We start from the raw sequence: 18689 nt of genomic DNA, 5'->3' as shown, positions 1-18689 counted from the left end.
CGCCCGATCCCCGATCGGGCGAAAACTGCGGTCGCGCAACGGTCATCCCTTGCCTCCAGACCCGACCGCGCCAAGTATAAGCCGACCGATTGGTATGCGTATACCCCGGACTCGCGATACGAACCGCGAAGTAGTGGCTGAATTTGCGAAAGTGATAGTCGATGCTCAGCGACTTCTCCGGGGAGATCGTTGAGGCACATCGGGCCCGAATGGCGATCTGCTCGGCTCATGAACCATCCGCCCCGGCTCGATACCTCAATGCACTGACTTCGATACCTCAATGCAATTACTCCGACGCCAAATTGCATATTGCCTCTGCTTGATCGCGATCGGTCGTCGGCCCGTCGGGATCGCTGGCGCGGCCATCGGCAGCGAGAGCGATTGTGGCCCTGAACTGCGCATTTATGGCGACATCAGATGGCTGGAACTTCGAGTTCCCTGGCTCCGCACTTTTATCAGGACACATAATAGGTACTGGTCGAGTGCACTTCACGTGATCTTGCGTCTTATTTGTCCGTATTTGACGATAATGATGCGAGCACACGCTCCTCAGCGGGGGCGTGCCGTGATCTGCGCTCGGATACCTCGATTGCGCCGACGATAGTCCAACAACAGCTACCTGCCGCCCTCGCTGCGACGGTCGACACGACCCCATCGGTATATGTGCGACTACTGCCAGGCGCTCTCGGGTCGGCCGGTCCAAGGCTCCACCGCTCGAGTACTTGTGGTGTCATCACGTCATATCGAGCCGAAACCTTTTGATTGCCTTGGTCTTCTACTCCCCAGAACTAATGATCCGTTCGATATTGCGTTCAGCCAGCGCGCTGATCGTCAACGAGGGGTTCACTGTTCCGGTGCTGCCGGGCACAGCCGCCCCGTCCATCACGTACAGGCCTCGATAACCGAACACCCGACCGTACCCGTCTGTCGCGCGTCCGATCACTGCGCCGCCCAACGGATGTGAGGTGAATGAGGCGTCCCCACCCAACACTGGTGGGGCGATGGACAGGCAGTGGCAGGCCGCCTTGTCGTTGACTTCCTGCGCTCGCGCGAGGTAGCCGGCAGCACCGTTGTCCGGCCAGTGCAGGTCCACCCGACCATTGGTCGGGTTGTAGACGAACCGGCCGCGGGTGTCGTCGAGCACCATGCCCAGCGATGCGAGAGTGCCGATGTCGAAAGGCGTCGCGCCGGGGATGAACCAGTTCTCCAGCGACACAGGTGCGCCCGCCTCGTCCAGAATCCGGCTCGCGGACGGCGTGCCCTGCGTGCCCACGTCGAGCGAGCCGAGCGGCCGCGCCAAGCCGACATCACCGTTACTGCCCCAGCCTTCGCCGATGTGCTCATTCAGGTTCGGCAGTGCGCCGGTATCCCGTGCGCGCACCAGCAGTTCGGAGGTGCCGATGGAGCCCGCACCGAGAAACAGTTTGTCGCAGGTCAGTGTCCGGGTGCGGAGCACCTCGCCGGTAGGTGCGAGTTTGGTTACGGTGACGGTATAGCGACCTGACGCTCCCGGTTCCTTGGCGATGGCGTCCACGCGGTGGCCGGGGTAGATCCGGGCAAGGCCGGTGTCCTCGGCATAGCGCAGGTAGTTCTGGTTCAGATCGAACTTCGCGCCGTTGGAATTGCCGAGGTTCGAACAGCCGACCGTGGCCGACGGCTTCGATCGTCCGGCCATCTCGTCGCGGATGACGCTCCAATTCCACATGCCGTCGATGCGCTGCGGCATATAGCCGGCCGCGCGGACCTGATCGTCCCAGGCCCGCGCGTGCGCGAACGCGGCGGAGTGATAGATGTCCTCCGGCATCGGGCTCGGCCGCAACGTATCTCGGACCCTGGGGTAGTAGACATCATGCATCTCGCGGTAGTTGACCACACCGCCGAACACATGGTCGAAAAACCGCTGCTCCGGCTCGATCATCACCCCGGTGAACACCACCGAGCCGCCGCCCACACAAGCACCGCGCCACACGTTGATGCCCGGGTAACTGGAAACGTCGAGGACCCCGCCGAACGGATCGAGCGACACGGGAACCCTGGTCACGCCGGTAAAGGTGGTGCGATGCCAGTAGCCGCGGCCATCCGGAATCGTGTCGACGGCGAAGATGTCGCGCCACAGATCATTCGGCCAGCGTGACCCGCGCTCGAGCACGGCGACCTCGGTCCCGGACTGCGCCAGGCGCAGCGCGGCGATCGACGCGCCGAACCCCGATCCGATGACGATCGCAGGCACATGGTCGGCCGGATCCGGCAGCGGTGCGAAGATCTCCGGCACCAGTGTGCGGTAGATCAACGCATTCGGGCTCAGGCTGTAGTCTTCGGCCCGCGCCGGAGACGTGGCCGTCGCAAGCGTGCTTCCGCCCGCAAGACCCAGCATCGTGGCGGCCAGGCCGACGCCCTTGACGAAACCGCGCCTGTCCATCGTGCCCCTCACCTGAACTGAACGTCGCTCCATCACATCCCCAAACTTCTTGGTGAGCATTCGGAAACTCGGTTACGCGCGGGCGGGTCGTCGGGCATGGCGATGATCATTACGGTGTGTGTCGTCGAGGCTTGCTGATCCAGGCAAGGTCCGTTCGACCACCCTACCTACGCGGCAGAACCATGAAGCCGGGATTGCTGCGTTTCACCACCGTAACGACTACGTGCGGCACCTTCCAGCCCCAGTCACCACCATCGCCTACGAGGGCTAGCCGAGGATTAGCCATCCGTGCCGGCAGCGGCGCTCTACCATGGGGAGAGTCCGGCGTGGGAGGTGACGAGGTGACTATGTTAACGCGCGCGTGGATTCGGTGGCTGGTCCTGCATCGCCTGTCACGGTCCTATCTCCTGTGGGCGGCGCGTCGGGGCGATCCCCTCGCGCAGATCCTGGCCGGTCCGGATCGCGGGCTCGGCTCGCCGCGCTCCATCGAGGAGATCCGGCAGCGGGGCCGTATGCCCACGGTATCGAGGGTGCGCGTGACCGCGGACCACGAACTGTGCCGGCTCATCCTGCGGGACCGTCGCTTCGGCGTGGTCACGCCCAATAATCGGGCGCTGCCGAAGCCGATGCGCTGGGTGCTGACCAAGACGGATCTGGAACTTCCCAACCTCGCGGAACCGCCCTCGATGCTGGTGACCGATCCGCCGGAACACGCCAACTACCGCCGCCTGGTCGGGCAGGCATTCACCCCGAAGGCGATAGCCAAACTGGGGGAGCGGGTTGTCGAAGTGACCGATGACCTGCTCGAACGCCTGAAATCGACGCCGCGACCTGATCTGATCGACGACTTCTCCGCGCAGTTGCCCATCGCGATCATCGCCGAGATTCTCGGGTTGCCCGCTGACATGCATTCGACCCTGCTGAAGTGGGGAGACACCGGTGCGCCGCTGCTCGACCGAGGCCTGACCTGGAGCACTTTCCGCCGCGCCATCGAAGACCTGGCCGAGGGGGAGCGGTACTTCGACCAGCACATCGCCGGGCTCACCGCCGAACCGGGCGACGACGTACTCAGCATGCTGGTGACGGGTGGCGAGCTCACCCACCGCGAGCAGGTGGCCAACGCGGCCCTGCTGCTGGACGCCGGATTCCTGACGACGGTGAACATGCTCGGCAACGGAATCGCCCTGCTGACAAGCCATCCGGACCAGCTGGAAATGCTGGCGGCGCGGCCGGAGCTGTGGCCGGGCGCGGTCGAGGAAATCCTGCGCTACGACGGTCCCATACGGATAACTGGCCGCATCGCGAGCTGTGACGTCGACATCGCCGATCAGCACGTCAAATCCGGTTCCCTGGTCCTGCTGTTGCTGGCGGGCGCCAACAAGGACCCCACCGTCTTCCCCGATCCCGAACGATTCGATGTGACCAGAGCCAATGCCGCGGAGCATCTCTCGTTCAGCAGCGGGGTGCACGGCTGCCTGGGAGCCAGCCTTGCCCGACTGGAAGGCGCCGTCGCACTGCGAGCCCTCTTCGAGAGGTATCCGGATCTGCGCCTGGACGGCCCGCCGATCCCGCGTGGCCTCGTGAACCTGAACAGCTACCGCTCCATGCCCGCCAAGCTATCTGCCGACTAGCTGTTGCAGATGACGTTGGTGACACCATCCGGGGGTCTCCCACCCGGCCTACACCGAAGCGCTCGCGAGTCCGGTCAGGGCCTGCGGCAATGGGCCCTGGTGCAGGACGCCGAGGCGTTGGGTGGCGCGGGTGAGGGCGACGTAGAGCTCTGCCGCGCCGCGTGGACCGTCGGCGAGGATCCGTTCTGGTTCCACGACCAGGACAGCGTCGAACTCCAAACCCTTCGTCTCCGACGCCACCACCGCGCCCGGCACACCCGGTGGCCCGATCACGACGCTGGTGCCTTCGCGGCCGGCTTCGTCCCGAACGAATTCCTCGATGGCAGTGGGCAGTTCGACCTCGGTGACCTGCCTGGACCAGGGCTGAACGCCGCACGCGCGGACCGACTCCGGTGGCTGGACCCTGGGTGCGAACTCGGCGAGCAGCGCGGCGGCGACGGTCATGATCTCCGCTGGGGTGCGGTAGTTCACCGAGAGTGACCGGTAGACCCAGCGGCCGGGCACGTACGGCTCCATCATCGTGTCCCACGAGGTTGCTCCGGCCACCGACCGGCGTTGGGCGAGATCGCCCACCACCGTGAAGGATCGGCCCGGGCAGCGCCGCATCAGCACCCGCCAGTCCATTTCGGACAGTTCTTGGGCCTCGTCGACCACGACGTGCCGGTAGGTCCAGTCCCGGTCGGCGGCAGCGCGTTCGGCGAGTTCCCGGGAGTCGCGCTCGAGGAAGCGATCCGCCAAGTCCTCGGCGTAGAGCATGTCCTGGGCGAGCAGGTGGTCCTCGTCGTCCATCAGGTCCTCGCGGCTGATCATGATGTCCAGCACGCCGGCGGCGTACTCGGCCTCGGCTTTCCGTTCCCGCTCGGCGCTCTGGTCGGCGGGCTTGTCGCGGCCGAGCAGGTCGACCAGTTCGTCGAGCAGCGGCACGTCCGATACCGTCCACGCGTCGCCCTCGGCGCGCAACAGCGCCGGGTCGGCGCCTGCCGCTCGCAGCCGTTCGGGAGACGTGTACAGCTGTGCCAGTAGTGTTTCCGGCGTCAGGATCGGCCAGTATTCGTCGAGCGCGGCGGTGAACGTGTCGTGGTCGGCGAGCTCCTCCAGCAGGTCCTCCCGCAGCTGCTCCCATGCTTCGCGGTCCGCCCGGGTGAGCCAGCCCCGGCCGATCCGGGCTATCGCCCGTTCGGTGAGCGCCCCCGTGACGATCTCGCGGAACACCGCGCGGGATTCGTTGTGCGGCAGCCCGCTCGCGCGCGCCTCCTGCCTGGCCCACTCCGCGGTCTCGGCATCGATCCGCACCGTGACGTCCGTCAGTTCGAGCGTCAGCGGATCCTGGGGCAGTCGCTGGCGATCGGCGACCGCCGCCGCGAGCACGTCCAGGATCTTCAGCGAGCCCTTGAGCCGCGCGGCTTGCGGGGCGTCCTCGGCGGTGACGCGCAGTCCGGGCACGAGGTCGCCGGTGGTCGTGAACACCACGTTGGTCTCGCCCAGCGACGGCAGTACGTGGGCGATGTGGTTCAGGAACGCCGGGTTGGGCCCGACCACGAGCACACCCTGGCGTTCCATTCGCTCCCGGTGGGTGTAGAGCAGGTACGCGACGCGGTGCAGCGCCACCACGGTCTTCCCGGTGCCCGGGCCGCCCTCGATCACCAGCACCCCTGGGTGATCGAGCCGGATGATCTCGTCCTGCTCGGCCTGGATCGTCGCCACGATGTCGCCCATCCCGTCACCGCGCGGCGCGTTGACCGCCGCGAGCAGGGCCGCGTCCCCTCGCTCGCCACCATCGGGGCGGCCGAGCACCTCGTCGGTGAAATCGACCACGTGACGACCGCGGGTGTGGAACTGGCGGCGCCGACGCATGTTCTCCGGGGTCGCGGCGGTGGCGACATAGAACGCTCGTGCCGCCGGCGCCCGCCAATCGAGTAACACCGGTTCGTACTCGTTCTCCTCGTCGAAAAGGCCGATCCGGCCGATGTACGAATGTTCGCCCGAAAGGGTGTCCAACCGACCGAAACACAGCCCGTTGTCGGCCACGTCCAGCCGCGTCACCTCTTTGGCCAGCGCGCGCACCTCGACCTCCCGATCCACGAGTGTCCCGCCGTTTCCCCGCAACGCCGCGTTGTACCTACCCTTCACTCGCGCGCGCTCGGCGTCGAGTCGCGTGTAGAGCCCGGCCACGTAGCTCCGCTCGGACCGCAATTCCTCTTCGTACCCCTTGGTTGGCATGGGCCCCTCACTTTCCCTGGCTCGACGATCCCGCGCGGTTCACGCGGGCACTGGCGGCCTTTCTCGGCTGACCGCGTCGAGCACGCGGCCACCGTCGGTGCGGATCGTGCCGCATTTCGCTACTCCCATTTCCGCAGGTTCTGGCCACGGCCAGCGAGTATGGCCCACAACCCGGGTCTTGCCGCAAGCCCCCTGGTGCGCTATATCTTGAGAAGGGAAGGAGCAAATACTCGCTTTCCCTTTATCGTCCACTGTGGACGGACAACCTCCTCGCGAAGCGGCGGCGTGCCGCGTACGCCGGTACCGGCCCGGGAGAATCTCCCATGGGCATCCGGCAAAAGCACAGTCGCCCTGCGGATTCCGTCCGCGGATGGGTTCCTTCCGGCGCAGTCGGCTGTCTCGCATCGAGGGCTCGTCGCGGCGATATCGGCGTCACCGAGGTCTGCTTCGCGGCCGGATGCTCGTCGCTGGGCACCTTCAGCACTCTTCTCACCGAGCTCGTCGGCATTCGGTCCAGCACCTACGGCTCGACGCCGCGCGCGACGGCGGATGCCGCCTGCGTGGCGAAACAGGTGACCAGACCGGTCAGGAATCGAGAAGCGCCGGTCACCGAGCAGCAATTAGCGTGACTGCCATGGACATCACCACTCACCAGGGCTCTATCCGGTCCGTCATCCTCGAGGTTTCCGACCCCGCGGCCGCCGCCGCCTTCTACTCCGCCGCGTTCGGTCTTGGCGACCAGGTGCGCGTCCGCGCCTCGGAAGCGCCGACGACCGGCTTTCGTGGCTTCATGCTGTCGCTCGTGGTGTCTCAGCCGAGCACCGTCGACAGCCTCATCGGCACCGCTCTCGACGCAGGCGCGAAGACGCTGAAGCCCGCCAAGAAGAGCTTCTGGGGTTATGGCGGCGTCGTCCAGGCTCCGGACGGGGCGATCTGGAAGGTCGCGACGTCGTCGAAGAAGAACACCGGCCCGGTCACCCGGGAGGTGGACGATTTCGTGGTGCTCCTCGGGGTCGACGATGTCAAGGCGACCAAGCAGTTCTACGTCGATCGCGGCCTGGCCGTGGCGAAGAGCTTCGGCAGCAAGTACGTCGAGTTCGACACCCCGCCGTCTTCGGTCAAGCTGGCGCTCTACGGGCGCCGTGCCGCCGCCAAAGATGCCGGCGTCGCACCGGAGGGCACTGGGTCACACCGGATCGTCATCGGCGGCGATATCGGGACCTTCGCCGACCCGGACGGGTTCGCGTGGGAGGTCGCCCCGGCCTGAGCCAGCCGGTCGGTCCGACGCCTCGACCGCGCGACGTGGGAGTGTCCCTGCGCTAATAACTCGAATGAGCTGCATCATCCTTGCGGACCGGCCCACTGTCCGGCCGATGAAATCTCATTGCCGAAGTGGCAGAAGTGCAGACACGGGTGCAGCGATCTGCCGATTGAAATCCTGGTCACTCAGAAGGCGAATCACGCCAGAATGAGAATAGTGTCTCCCAAGGAAATCGACATAGCTGAATTCGAACGGAAAGGTCACTGACGTCGACGCAAGCGGAATAATGCCGCGAACTGCAAAATAGTTCCGCCAAAGTGATATATCGATATTCAAAACCGGACCCCTGCTCACTTCCGTGCCGAACAGCTTCCAGGAGAAGTCTTTCGCCACATAGTCAATGTTTGCTCCGCGCATTTGCCAGGCTGAACGAAGGATAAGCAGGACGTCAGAAGGATGTACGACAGTTGTGCCGGTATACTCCGCGATGTGCGGATCTTCGGGATATAGAATATGAACAGCCAACTTATCCCACTCCGACAAGCCGGAGTTGGAGTAGTTGCCTGTGATCACTCCACAGTTCGTGAACGAATAGTTCATAATAGACCGATTGTCATACGGCGTCATGAACCCGTCTACGACCCCGCCGCCGTAGCCTGGAACTGTGCACGTCGAGGGTGTGGCATCGGATCTTTCATGCTCATGGGACAGCCCCAGTGCGTGGCCGAACTCATGCAACGTGTGATTGAGATAGGGCGTCGAACTCGGCGGATTACCGGTCTGTGGCGTCCAGGTCGACGATGGGCCCGCCCAGCCCGGTGGAGGCCATGGGTCATCTCCGAGTTTGAGATTGTAGACACAATGGCGGTTCATCTCCAGGTCCGATGGCGGATTCGCCCAACTTCCCCAGTTGATATTCCCAGTAGTCGCTGGACACCCCTGACCGGGAACCTGCCCCGTGCCGCTCACACTGGTGCCGGGAATCACAACTCGAATATCGCCGTCATGGAAATCATTTCCGTCGGGCGATCGAGTAGCTGCTGGGCATCGGCCCCATGAATCAAACCGCACGTTTGCCGCGTATTCGAACTCCCTGAGATTGTCAAGGATTTGTTGAACCCGGTCGGGTCTCGCTGTCGTCGCGTCGCCGACGAAACAGACACTGACAGTGCTATCGCGCACGCCGAGCTGCCAATACAAAGCTGCATCGGCGTCGTTCGAGCCCAGCGAGGATGCGATGGCGAATAAACTAACCAGTAGAATTCGACGGGACATGATAGAGTTTCCTATTGACCGAAACCTACTGAGATTATGGTTCGGCAATCATGCGATTGACAGCCGAAGGAAGTGCCCCTGGTATCAGCCGGGTCGTAGTCGATGCCGAGAGTTCTGCCTGCGGCTTGGGCGGTCGATATCACGCTCAGAATTCGTGCGGCATGCGCCGCATCCGACGTGGATACGGCGAAGAAGCGTATCCCGCCCACGGCGGCCGCGCACCGTACATGGACCCTGTCCTTGTAGGTAGCGACACCGATGGGTGTGCAGGTTATGAAGGTGACTGCAACCAGGTGCACATCAGTATTCAGGCTCTCGTTCCGACGATACGAGCCAGCTTCGTTCACTGGGTCCGGTGCGACCGCGATGGCACCTGCAATCGCCAGCGCGAGGATCAGGTAGTACGCGCGGTATGAAAGTTGCTCGAGGATGCGAATTGCTGACATTTTTCTTTTCTCCCTGCGCCGTTTGCCGGCTCATCGGCGGCCTGGGATCAGTTCCCGAGTCGTGGTTCGAATATGTACGGATTCTCGACCGGTGTTTCCAGGGCGCAGAAGAGTAGTCGACTACTCGAGTCGGTCCGGCGAAGGTTCGATGGCCGCCTGGTTATTGAGAACGAGTGCAAGTAGTGCAGGTAATCAACGAATCTTCATCCCGATCGCGTCGAGACGGGCATGAAATCCGCTGGAGTGCAACGCCAGCACTCCGGCAGGTCGGGCCGGAGTGGAGAACAGTCAGCGAGGGTTTTCCTCGCCTACGCCGGATGGAAGCCCCAACCTTCCGGCGACACGGCGCCTCTGAAGAGGATCTCGATCAGGGTGGCCTGGTTACAGTCCTATCTGTGATGCTCCGCGCCGAGCTGGGCTTGTCGGGTCGGCTCAACGAATCTGGAAGAATCCTTGCATTGCGGAAGCAAGTCTTCCGCAATGGCGTCGAGAGTGGATCTCATGACGAACTCAACGGATATCCGCCCCTTCCAGATCGACATCCCGCAGGCCGAGCTCGATGAGCTGCGCGATCGGCTTGCCGCTACCCGGTGGCCGGTGCTGCCGGCGGCGGCCGAATCCGATTGGGGGAGAGGGATTCCCACCGGGTATCTGAAGGGGCTTGCCGAGTATTGGGGGAGTGCCTTCGATTGGCGGAAGCAGGAAGCGAGGATGAACGCGTATCCGCAGTTCGTCACCGAGATCGATGGGCAGCCGATTCATTTCTTCCATGTTCGGTCGCCCGAGCCCGATGCGATGCCGCTGTTGATCACTCATGGCTATCCGAGTTCGGTGGTCGAGTTCCTCGATCTGCTCGGGCCTTTGAGTGATCCTCGCGCCTATGGTGGTGATCCTGCCGACGCGTTTCATGTGGTGGTTCCCTCGGTGCCGGGTTTCGGGTTCTCGACGCCGTTGACCTCTACCGGGTGGGAGGTCGGCCGGACCTCGGATGCGTTCGCGCAGCTCATGGCGCGGCTGGGGTATGAGAAGTTTGCCGCGCAGGGTGGGGATATCGGCGCGGGGGTGACCGGGCGGCTCGGAGGGTTGTTGCCGGAGCGGGTGATCGGAACCCATGTGAACAGCGATCAGGGGTCGCTCGGGCTGGCGGGGGAACAGTTCCCGATTCCGGATGGGCTGTCGGAGGATGAGCTGGCGGTGATCGAGGCGGCGCGGGCGCGGTGGGCGGAGATGAAGGGGTATCTGGTGTTGCAGTCGACTCAACCCAATTCGATCGGCCCGGCGCTGACAGATTCGCCTGTCGCGCAGCTGGCTTGGATTGCGGAGAAGTATCAGGACTGGACGGATCCGGCCCGCACTGCCGAGGAGTCGGTCGACCGGGATCTGCTGCTGACCACCATCAGCCTCTACTGGTTCACTCGGAGTGGTGCCAGCGCCGCCCAATTCCTTTATGAAGCAACGCATTCCGGTATCGACTGGGTGGCTCCGTCGAATGTGCCGCAAGGCTGGGCGGTGTTCAACAGCCATCCGGTGCTGCGCAAGATCATGGATCCGGACCATCGGATCGGGCACTTCAGCGAATATGCCTCGGGCGGCCACTTCGCCGCGATGGAGGAGCCGAAACTGTTCCTCGATGATGTACGGACGTTCTTTCGCAAGCTTCGTGGTTGACATCCGCTAGCGCGGGCGCCCGGTCGATGCCGACCCGGCGCCTCGCGTAGGAGCGGAAGTACGTCGCCGCGCGTATCGCGGAATCTGACCATAGACGGATGTCTCGGGGGGGACCGCGCCTACCGTTCTTGTCATGACTTGGAATGAAGTGGGCAATAGCAAGTACGCGCGGCTGACCACCTTCAAGAAGGACGGCACTCCGGTCGGAACGCCCGTATGGGTGGCGCCCGACGGCGACCGGATCGTGGTGTGGACCAATCCGGATACTTGGAAGGTCAAGCGCATCCGGCGCAATCCGGACGTCACGCTGCAGGTGTGCGATAACCGCGGCCGCACCCACGGTGGGGACATCGTCGCCGGTAGTGCCGAGATCCTCGGCGCGGATGGCACTGAGCGGGTGCGTGACCTCGTCGCGAACAAGTACGGCATCCTCGGCAAGCTCGCCATCCGCGGGCACAAGCTGCTCAGGGGCGCGGATCGATCGGTCGGCGTTGCCATCACCCCTCGCGACGTCGCTGAACAGTAAGCGCTACCACCTGCCGGGTTCGCCGGGTGGTCAGGCGGATTCGGCGAGGGCGGCGGAGCGCCAGGTGTCCGCGAGTTCTTCCAGCGGAATGTCGAGGACGGCGGCGACGGACACGATCGTGCCGAAGGCGGGGGTGGGGAGTCGACCGGTTTCGATCTTGCGGAGGGTTTCCGGTGAGATGCCCGCCGCGGCGGCGGTTTCGGTCAGGTCGCGGTCCGCGCGGGCGGCGCGCAGCCGGGTGCCGAGGCGGCGACCGGCCTCGACCTGTGCGGGCGTCAGTGGAAGGCGAACCATGACATCAGACTATGGGCGGTATTTAAATACCGCAAGTAGGTGGTATTAAAATACCGAGCAGGCTATGGTGGTATTAAAATACCGATTGGAGTGGGTTGATGGTGGAGCTGAAGAGCCGGGACGAGATCGCGCGGATGCGGGTTGCGGGGGAGTTCGTCGCGGGGATTCTGGCCGAGCTGCGGCAGCGTGCGGAAGTGGGCGTGAACCTGCTCGATTTGGAATCCATTGTGCGGGAACGTATCCGGCAGCGCGGCGCGCAGTCGTGCTACTGGGATTATGCGCCGTCGTTCGGGCGTGGGCCGTTCCGCAACACGGTCTGCCTGTCGGTCAATGACGCTGTGCTGCACGGACTTCCGTTCGATTACGTGCTGCGCGATGGTGATGTGCTCAGCATGGATCTGGCGATCGGAATCGACGGCTGGGTGGCGGATTCGGCGGTCAGCGTCATCGTCGGTACTGCCGCGGCGGAGGATGTGCAACTGGTGCGGGCCACCGAGGAGGCACTGGAGGCGGCTATCGCGGTGGCGGTGCCGGGCAATCGGATCGGCGATATCTCCGCCGCGATCGCGGAAGTGGCACATGGCTATGGCTACCCGGTGAATACCGAGTTCGGCGGGCACGGCCTCGGGCGAACCATGCATGAAGATCCGCACGTGCCGAACGCAGGACGTGCCGGGCGTGGCTATCGGCTGCGGCCGGGGCTGACGATTGCCATCGAGCCGTGGTTCGCGCGTACCACCGATCGGATCGTCACGGATCCGGACGGTTGGACGATTCGGTCGGCGGATGGTTCACGTACCGCGCATTCCGAGCACACCGTGGCGATTACCGCCGATGGACCAGAGATTCTGACTCGGGTCGGTTGAGGGGCCGGGTCGCCTCGGTGTGCTCGGAATACCGGATGGTGTGGGCGGTGGAAATGGCGCGGGCTGTCGAAAGTGGAGACCCGCCTGAGTGGTGGGATGGCAGGCGGGCTCGGCTGTCTGAACGAGTCCGGCGCTCAGTGTTCTTCGGATAACCAGTCGGCCAGGTCGGTCGCCGCGTGTAGTTCGTCCGCGACCGCCTCGCACTCGGCCTCGGACAGTTCCATCGCCTTGAGTTCGGCACGCCATTCCTCGCGGCGGACGGGTTTGTCCAAGGCGACCGCCAATTCGATCAGGGCGGCCAGTGCTCTTGCCTTGTCCACTCGCGGGGCTTCGGTGCCGTACCGGCCGAGTCCGACCTCGATGACGCGGACGGCGGTCTTGTCGTCGTTCTTGAAGTCGCGCAGGATGCGCGCGTTGTCCAAAACCTTTGCCAGGCCTTCGAGTTCGCGCGAGCCGCCGTATTCGACTTCCTCCGGTTCGTCGCGCTGGATGTAGATCACCGAATTGCCCACCGGGTCCACCACGGTGAATCTGCTTTGGCCGGGCCGGAATCGGGTGATGCGCGGACAGCCCTTTGCGGGGACTTTGCCGTAGCGGGAGCGCAGCGCCTCGGTGAATGCGAGGTGCCTGGCGGCGACATCGTCGATCATGACCAGGCAGCCGACCTGTTCGGTGGGGAGTTCGGTGCCCTTGGGTGCGGAGGCGAAGTGCAGGGCGCACCCGTGCGCCTCCACGGCGCCGTAGTTGTAGGGGCGGGTCTGCTCGTAGGTGACGGTGTAGCCGAGGGCTCGATAGAAGTCGAGGGTGTCGGTCAGGTTGCCGCTCCAGAGCACCGGAACCGCCGTGTCGCCCATTCTGCCTCCGCACTGCAGTAATCAATTTTGACTACCGAAGGGTAGGGTGCAATTCCTTCGGAAGTCAAGTTTGAGTACCATGACCGTTCGTGCCTGTGAAAGGAGCCCGTCCATGTCGGCCGTGCGGCTGCTCGTCCTCGGTGTGATGCGGTTGCGTCAGCCCACCTACGGCTATGCCGTGCGCCGCGAACTGTTGTCCTGGCGCGCGGAAACGTGGACGAACGTCAAACCCGGCTCGATCTATCACGCGCTCAAACAGCTGACCCAGGAGGGCAAACTCAGCGCCTTCGGGACGGAGGGCAGCGACCAGGGGCCGGGCCGCACGCTGTTCGAGGTGACCGAGGCGGGTGAGGCCGAGTTCCGCACGTTGATGGACCAGGCGCTGGTGAGCGTTGATATGGAAGAACTCGGCGCGGCCATCGCCTTCATGGACGCGCTGCCCCGCGCGCACGTCGTCGAGAAGCTGCGCGAACAGCGTCGCCGCAGCGAGGCGGTCCGCACCGAGCTGCTCGCCATGATCCCGACCTTCCCGGGCCGCTACGAACCGCCACACGCCACCGACCTGCTCGAACTATGGAGCGGCGTCTTCGGCCACCTGGCGGGCTGGACCGGCGGCCTGCTCGAACGCTTGGAGGCGGGCGAATACCGTATGTCCGAGCAACCGAATACGCTGCCCTCATGACCAAAACGCTCGGGGCCGTCGGCAAGTCGGATTACGTGCTGCTGACGACGTTCCGTAAGGACGGAACACCTGTCGGCACCGCCGTCTGGGCGGTGGCGAGCGAAGGCAAGCTGTATGTGTGGACGGTGACCGACAGCTGGAAGGTGAAGCGGCTGCGCCGCAATCCGGCCGTCACGCTGCAGCCCTGCAACCCCTCGGGCAAGCCGCACGGCGAGGTGATCGAGGGCGCCGGCCGGGTGCTGGACGCCGAGGGCACCGAGCGAGTTCGCAAGCTGCTCAGGAAGAAGTACTGGCTGCTCGGCCCGCTGATCATCCTCGGAAGCAACCTGCGCCGCGGCAAGGCGGGCACCATCGGCATCGAAATCACGCCCACCGCCTGAGAGTGCCGGTGCGCCGCCGAGCTTGTCCGGCGGGCGGCGCCCGTGGTCGTACTTCCAGTTGCGGACGACCAGGTGCGTCATCAGGCGTGACACTCATGCCGACTCGGCGACGACGTGCATGCCGCGGCGATCATGTCGCCGCGGCTTCGGTCCGGTCGCCGGTGCCGCGGACTCTGGGTCCCTTATCTCGACGAATGCAGGGATCGCGAGTCGAGAATCAGGTCGCCTGGCTGACCGACGACATGTGGAAGTCGGGAATCCGCAACGGTGGCATGGCCGTTCGGGTGAACCAGTCCTTCCATTCGCGGGGGAGCGTGGTCTCGGTCGCACCCGCTTCGCTGACCCGGCGGAGCAGGTCGATGGGGCTTTCGTTGAAGCGGAAGTTGTTGACGGCGGCGGTGACTTCGCCATTTTCTATGAGGTAGACGCCATCGCGGGTGAGGCCGGTCAACAGCAGCGTGGCCGGGTCTACCTCGCGGATGTACCAGAGGGTGGTGAGCAGCAGGCCGCGCTCGGTGCGGGCGATCATATCGTCGAGGTCAGCGCCGGAGCCGCCGGTGAGCAGCAGGTTTTCGGCGGGTAGCGTGGTGGGCGCGTCGAATTCGGCGGCGGTGGCACGCGGGTAGACGAGGGATTCGATGACGCCCTCGCGCAACCAGTCGACACGTTGGGCGGGCAATCCGTTGTCGAAGACCGAGAGCGCCTCCGAGGAGGCGGATGTCGCGACGAACGGACGGTATTCGAGGCCGCCGGCTCTCGGGTCGGAGTACAGGGTCAGCGGAATGTCGGTGAGCCGCTCGCCGATTCGAGTGCCGCCCGCGCGGGCGAAGGCGGTGTGGCCCTCCTGGGCGCCGCGACCCTCCATCTCCCAGGCCATGTAGATCATCAGGTCGGCGACCGCCGAAGGCGGTAGCAGGGTTTCGTAGCGACCGGCAGGCAGTTCGACGCGGCGCTTGGACCAATCGAGGCGGCGGGAGAGCTCGGTGAGCAGGCCTGGGATGTCGACATCGGTGAAGTCGGAGGTGCCGACACCGACCCAGGCACTGGCCAGATCGACGCCCTCGCCGCGCTTTCCATTGATTTCCACCGAACCGGTGGGCTGCACGAACCGGCGTCGGACACCGGTCGAGGTGCCGAGCCAGGTGGTGTGGATCTGGTGGTGTGCGAAACCGTAGAGGCGATCGGCCCCGTCGAAACCCTTGGACAGGTCGCGGGCGAGGTCGGTGAAGACCTCGATGTCGGTACTGCCCGGTGCTTCCGCCCAGTCGCTCGCGTCGTCGGTGTCGGGGGTCAGCAGCGGCATCGCGTCTTTGGCCGGCTCGGCGCTGCGGGCGGCTTCCTCGCTGGCGCGCACCAGCGCCTCGATATCGTCCGGGTCCACGCTGGTGGAGCTGATGCTGCCGACCCGCGCGGAGTTCGGGCCGTCGCGGAAAACCGAGATCACCGCCCACTCGCGGGAAATCGAGGAACCGTTGGTGGTCATAGAGTTGCCCGCCCAGCGCAGCGAGGCCTCGTTGGCGTCGGTGACGATCACCATCGTCTCGTCCGCGCGCGAGAGCGCGAGCGCCTGTTCGACGACCGCGCCCGCGGGCATCAGTCCGGCACCGATCGCGTTCACTGGCCCGCCTCCATCCGGGTGTTGAGAATGTTGATGCCGCGCACCAGGATCGACGGGCAGCCGTGACTGACCGCGGCGACCTGACCCGGCTGGGCCTTGCCACAGTTGAAAGCGCCGCCGAGCCGCCAGGTGGACGGTCCGCCCACCGCTTCCATCGAGCCCCAGAAGTCCGTGGTGGTGGCCTGGTAGGCGACGTCGCGGAGTTGGCCGTCGAGCTTGCCGCCGCGGATTCGGAAGAACCGTTGGCCGGTGAACTGGAAGTTGTAGCGCTGCATGTCGATCGACCACGACTTGTCGCCGACGATATAAATGCCGTTCTCGACGCGCGAGATGAGTTCTTCGGTCGTGGTGTCGCGGCTGGGATCCGGTCGCAGCGAGACGTTGGCCATTCGCTGGATCGGGACATGGTGCGGCGAGTCGGCGTAGGAGCAGCCGTTCGAGCGGTCCAACCCGAGGCGTGGGGCGAACACGCGGTCCAGCTGATAGCCGACCAGCACGCCGTCACGCACCAGATCCCAGCGCTGTCCGGCAACGCCCTCGTCGTCGTAGCCGACGGTGGCAAGGCCGTGTTCCTGGGTGCGGTCACCGGTGACGTGCATGATCGGGGTGCCGTACTGCAGGGCGCCGAGCTTGTCCGGCGTTGCGAACGAGGTGCCCGCATAGGCGGATTCGTAACCGATGGCGCGGTCGTATTCGGTGGCGTGGCCGATGGACTCGTGGATGGTCAGCCACAGGTTGGTCGGGTCGATGACCAGATCGGTTGGGCCTGCCTGCACGGTGGGGGCCTTGACTTTCTCGGCCAGCCACGCTGGGATCCGCGCGAGTTCGCCGCTCCAGTCCCAGTTGTCGTCCGCGCCGGTGAGGTACTCCCAGCCGCGTCCGGCGGGGGGAGCGAGGGTGCGCATGGTTTCGAAGACGCCCGCCGCGGAATCGACCGTGGTCGCCTCGAATTGCGGATGCAGGCGCACTCGCTGCTGGGTGATGGTCGAGCCCGCGGTGTCGGCGTAGAAGGTCTGTTCCTTGACCTGCAGCACTGACGCGGTGACGTGGTCGACACCATCGGCGGCGGACAGGCGGCCCGAATAGTCCTGCAGCAGCGCGACCTTGTCGGTGGTCGGCACGGTGAAGGGGTCGACGTCATAGGACGACACCCACCGGGCATTGTCGTAGCGGGGTTCCGCGGCGAGCTCGACGCGCTCCCGATTGAGCGCACGCAGCGTCGTCGCCACCGTCACCGCGCGGTGAGCCACCTCGGCCGCGGCCTGCGGGGTGAGCGCGGCGTGCGAGGCGAAACCCCACGTGCCATCGACGACCACCCGGACCGCGAAACCTAGATCGGTCGCATTGGTGACCGCCTCCACCCGGCCGTCGCGCAAGCGGATCGACTGAGTCACCAGCCGGTGCACTCGCAGATCTGCGTGCTCGGCGCCTGCCTCCTTCGCCGCGGACAGCGCGGCGTCGGCGAGCGCGGTCAGTGGTAGCGAAAGGAACTCGGCGTCCACATCCTTGGAAGTCGCGATGCTCACCCGCACCAACCTAGTCGCACCGACCGACACGAGCGCGCGAGATCGCGCATACACGCCGCGCGACTATGCCGACGCCGCAAACCTGCACGAACTGCAAAGTCGCACAGGGTGCCTGGTGTGGCGTGTGTTCGGCGACCGCCCAAAACGCTTGAATGGGCGAATGTTCGGCCGAGCACGGACGAAGCAGGGCATTGCGTTGCCTGGCGATCGAAGTCCCCGAGTTCGTAGGAAGTGCGGGGGCGGGCGAAGTTCCGATCGCGGTCGCACACCGGGACGGATTGGGGTCTGACCATCGCAAATGGGTAACGGCACGCGCGAAACCCGTGCTTACCGTACCCAAGTCGCCAAATGCCGTACTGTGCCCGCGTGCCGCCATCCGCCCTCCGCGATCGTAAACGGGAACGTACCCGCCGCGCCCTCCTCGAGGCAGCTGTCGAACTTTTCGAGAATAGAGGTTATGAGGAAACAACGGTGGCCGACATCGCCGCCGCCGCGGAGGTCGGCACCCGCACGTTCTTCAATTATTTCGCCAGCAAGGAAGAGTTGCTCTTCCCCGAGCAGGACGAGCGCGTGCGCGCGGCGGTGGTGGCCATTGCCAGCCGTCGCCCCGGTGAACGTCCGGTAGAGGTGCTGCTGCGCGCGCTGCGCGCGGCGGGCGACAATCCCGGCGAACATCTCGTCGATGACCTCAGCGCCAGGATCGCCGCGCTGCGCGCCCAGGTATCCCGAATCGTGCCCGCGGTGAGCGGGCGTGCCGCCCATGCGCAGTTGGTTGCGCAACGGGAGATCGCCAGGCAACTGCACCTGGCCTTTCCTTCGGAACTGGACGAGGTCGGCGCCGCGGCGTTGGTCGGTGCGGTCGTCGGCGCTGTCTCCGGTGCGCTGACGGTGCTGTTCCAGAGTCCGCACGCCGGAGCCGAGGACGGCGAGCGACTGCATCGGCGCATCCACGAAACGACCTCTCGGGTGCTGCAACCCTGGCTCGCCTCGAACCCCATGATGCACGCCGAGCCGGTCGGCTGA

At 65.1% G+C, this 18689-nt stretch carries 16 protein-coding genes and 1 pseudogene; 9 read left to right on the top strand and 8 right to left on the bottom strand.

Annotated elements, in window-relative coordinates; translation table 11 throughout:
- Positions 1-775 precede the first annotated feature (775 nt).
- Positions 776-2419, bottom strand: a complete 1644-nt coding sequence (locus ACFQZZ_RS16510) for a GMC oxidoreductase (RefSeq protein ID WP_378680779.1) — start codon at positions 2417-2419, stop codon at positions 776-778.
- A 347-nt stretch (positions 2420-2766) separates the two neighbouring features.
- On the opposite strand from ACFQZZ_RS16510, the gene ACFQZZ_RS16505 reads away from it, so the two are divergent.
- Positions 2767-4050, top strand: coding sequence for a cytochrome P450 (locus ACFQZZ_RS16505; protein WP_378681825.1), 1284 nt, complete (start codon positions 2767-2769; stop codon positions 4048-4050).
- A 48-nt stretch (positions 4051-4098) separates the two neighbouring features.
- Here the strand turns inward: ACFQZZ_RS16505 and helR are convergent, their stop codons facing one another.
- The gene (gene helR / locus ACFQZZ_RS16500) at positions 4099-6270 is read right to left on the bottom strand and encodes an RNA polymerase recycling motor ATPase HelR (protein ID WP_378680777.1); all 2172 of its coding nucleotides are present in this window, start codon (positions 6268-6270) and stop codon (positions 4099-4101) included.
- 413 nt (positions 6271-6683) lie between these two features.
- On the opposite strand from helR, the pseudogene ACFQZZ_RS16495 reads away from it, so the two are divergent.
- Positions 6684-6899, top strand: a pseudogene (locus ACFQZZ_RS16495) (AraC family transcriptional regulator); the annotation flags it as partial.
- A 5-nt stretch (positions 6900-6904) separates the two neighbouring features.
- Positions 6905-7537, top strand: a complete 633-nt coding sequence (locus tag ACFQZZ_RS16490) for a glyoxalase (RefSeq protein WP_378680774.1) — start codon at positions 6905-6907, stop codon at positions 7535-7537.
- 114 nt (positions 7538-7651) lie between these two features.
- On the opposite strand, the gene ACFQZZ_RS16485 is transcribed toward ACFQZZ_RS16490, so the two are convergent.
- Both ACFQZZ_RS16485 and ACFQZZ_RS16480 read right to left on the bottom strand, forming a co-directional pair.
- A complete protein-coding gene (locus tag ACFQZZ_RS16485) occupies positions 7652-8806 on the bottom strand; it encodes a hypothetical protein (protein WP_378680772.1) in 1155 nt (384 codons plus the stop codon).
- Between the two features lie 11 nt (positions 8807-8817).
- Entirely contained in the window at positions 8818-9252 is a 435-nt protein-coding gene (locus ACFQZZ_RS16480; RefSeq protein ID WP_378680769.1) for a hypothetical protein, read from the bottom strand.
- A gap of 501 nt (positions 9253-9753) precedes the next feature.
- Between ACFQZZ_RS16480 and ACFQZZ_RS16475 the strand changes: the two genes are divergently transcribed.
- Both ACFQZZ_RS16475 and ACFQZZ_RS16470 read left to right on the top strand, forming a co-directional pair.
- Positions 9754-10920: an epoxide hydrolase family protein gene (locus ACFQZZ_RS16475; protein WP_378680767.1), complete on the top strand. Its 1167-nt coding sequence runs from the start codon at positions 9754-9756 to the stop codon at positions 10918-10920.
- 133 nt (positions 10921-11053) lie between these two features.
- A complete protein-coding gene (locus tag ACFQZZ_RS16470) occupies positions 11054-11446 on the top strand; it encodes a PPOX class F420-dependent oxidoreductase (protein WP_378680764.1) in 393 nt (130 codons plus the stop codon).
- 30 nt (positions 11447-11476) lie between these two features.
- Here ACFQZZ_RS16470 and ACFQZZ_RS16465 read toward each other — a convergent pair whose 3' ends face one another.
- A complete protein-coding gene (locus tag ACFQZZ_RS16465; RefSeq protein WP_378680762.1) occupies positions 11477-11740 on the bottom strand; it encodes a helix-turn-helix transcriptional regulator in 264 nt (87 codons plus the stop codon).
- A gap of 98 nt (positions 11741-11838) precedes the next feature.
- Between ACFQZZ_RS16465 and map the strand changes: the two genes are divergently transcribed.
- Positions 11839-12606: a type I methionyl aminopeptidase gene (map, locus tag ACFQZZ_RS16460; protein WP_378680760.1), complete on the top strand. Its 768-nt coding sequence runs from the start codon at positions 11839-11841 to the stop codon at positions 12604-12606.
- Between the two features lie 134 nt (positions 12607-12740).
- Here map and ACFQZZ_RS16455 read toward each other — a convergent pair whose 3' ends face one another.
- Positions 12741-13460 (bottom strand): glyoxalase, encoded by a 720-nt coding sequence (locus tag ACFQZZ_RS16455; RefSeq protein ID WP_378680758.1) that lies wholly within the window; start codon positions 13458-13460, stop codon positions 12741-12743.
- A gap of 112 nt (positions 13461-13572) precedes the next feature.
- Here ACFQZZ_RS16455 and ACFQZZ_RS16450 point away from each other — a divergent pair, with 112 nt between their 5' ends.
- Both ACFQZZ_RS16450 and ACFQZZ_RS16445 read left to right on the top strand, forming a co-directional pair.
- The gene (locus ACFQZZ_RS16450; protein WP_378680755.1) at positions 13573-14142 is read left to right on the top strand and encodes a PadR family transcriptional regulator; all 570 of its coding nucleotides are present in this window, start codon (positions 13573-13575) and stop codon (positions 14140-14142) included.
- Positions 14139-14522, top strand: coding sequence for a PPOX class F420-dependent oxidoreductase (locus ACFQZZ_RS16445; RefSeq protein ID WP_378680752.1), 384 nt, complete (start codon positions 14139-14141; stop codon positions 14520-14522). Before ACFQZZ_RS16450 ends, ACFQZZ_RS16445 begins: the two co-directional genes overlap by 4 nt.
- Before the next feature lie 217 nt (positions 14523-14739).
- Here ACFQZZ_RS16445 and ACFQZZ_RS16440 read toward each other — a convergent pair whose 3' ends face one another.
- Positions 14740-16116 carry a metallopeptidase TldD-related protein gene (locus tag ACFQZZ_RS16440; protein WP_378681822.1) on the bottom strand — a complete coding sequence of 459 codons (1377 nt, stop codon included), beginning with the start codon at positions 16114-16116 and terminating at the stop codon, positions 14740-14742.
- 20 nt (positions 16117-16136) lie between these two features.
- Positions 16137-17666, bottom strand: coding sequence for a TldD/PmbA family protein (locus tag ACFQZZ_RS16435; protein ID WP_378680749.1), 1530 nt, complete (start codon positions 17664-17666; stop codon positions 16137-16139).
- A 366-nt stretch (positions 17667-18032) separates the two neighbouring features.
- Here ACFQZZ_RS16435 and ACFQZZ_RS16430 point away from each other — a divergent pair, with 366 nt between their 5' ends.
- The gene (locus tag ACFQZZ_RS16430; RefSeq protein WP_378680746.1) at positions 18033-18689 is read left to right on the top strand and encodes a TetR/AcrR family transcriptional regulator; all 657 of its coding nucleotides are present in this window, start codon (positions 18033-18035) and stop codon (positions 18687-18689) included.

The organism is Nocardia sp. GCM10030253, assembly GCF_042675075.1.
Taxonomy (GTDB): domain Bacteria; phylum Actinomycetota; class Actinomycetes; order Mycobacteriales; family Mycobacteriaceae; genus Nocardia.
Note: the sequence above shows the minus strand (reverse complement) of the source record. Positions and strands in the feature narration are given on the sequence as shown.